The sequence below is a fragment of the Metabacillus litoralis genome, assembly GCF_007994985.1.
Lineage (GTDB): Bacteria > Bacillota > Bacilli > Bacillales > Bacillaceae > Metabacillus > Metabacillus litoralis.
This window is the reverse complement of record NZ_VOQF01000054.1, coordinates 1-817: the sequence shown is the minus strand read 5'-3', so window position 1 is coordinate 817 and position 817 is coordinate 1. Positions and strand designations below refer to the sequence as shown.

Genomic DNA, 817 nt, shown 5'->3' with positions numbered 1-817 from the left:
CTGGCTAGAGCGTACGGTTCATACCCGTGAGGTCGTGGGTTCGACTCCCTCCGCCGCTACCATTTTGGACCTTTAGCTCAGTTGGTTAGAGCAGACGGCTCATAACCGTCCGGTCGTAGGTTCGAGTCCTACAAGGTCCACCATTATCCGAATATCCGGAGGAATACCCAAGTCCGGCTGAAGGGATCGGTCTTGAAAACCGACAGGGGTGTCAAAACCCGCGGGGGTTCGAATCCCCCTTCCTCCTCCATATTCTTATAATGTAAACTTTATACCTTATTATCGCGGGGTGGAGCAGTCTGGTAGCTCGTCGGGCTCATAACCCGAAGGTCGCAGGTTCAAATCCTGTCCCCGCAACCAATTTCTTACGAAGTTTTTCATTTCGTTTTAAGGGAATTTTACAAGGATGTTTATTTTCACTATTTTCTTAAAGCAAGTGCAAAGATGTTTATTTTCACGTAGTGAAAAAAACTTGGTCCGGTAGTTCAGTTGGTTAGAATGCCTGCCTGTCACGCAGGAGGTCGCGGGTTCGAGTCCCGTCCGGACCGCCATTTTAAAATGTAACAGATCATTTTTTCATTTTCTTTAAATGTACAGAGTAAGAGGGTGTCAATAAGCGAAGAGATTTGAAGCTTAGTGGAAGCCGTAAACCTTATTGGCTCAGTAGCTCAGTTGGTAGAGCAATGGACTGAAAATCCATGTGTCGGCGGTTCGATTCCGTCCTGAGCCACCATTTTTAATTTAATCAATGTTTATGGCGGTTGTGGCGAAGTGGTTAACGCACCTGATTGTGGTTCAGGCATTCGTGGGTTCGATT

Annotated in this window: 5 tRNA genes; all 5 read left to right on the top strand. The window is 46.8% G+C overall.

The window, feature by feature from the left end:
• Positions 1-66: 66 nt before the first annotated feature.
• A tRNA-Ile gene (locus tag FS935_RS23145) sits at positions 67-143 on the top strand.
• Positions 144-157: 14 nt separating this feature from the next.
• Positions 158-250, top strand: a tRNA-Ser gene (locus tag FS935_RS23140).
• Between the two features lie 33 nt (positions 251-283).
• Positions 284-360 (top strand) — tRNA-Met (locus tag FS935_RS23135).
• A gap of 114 nt (positions 361-474) precedes the next feature.
• Positions 475-551, top strand: a tRNA-Asp gene (locus FS935_RS23130).
• 106 nt (positions 552-657) lie between these two features.
• A tRNA-Phe gene (locus FS935_RS23125) sits at positions 658-733 on the top strand.
• Positions 734-817: the final 84 nt, after the last annotated feature.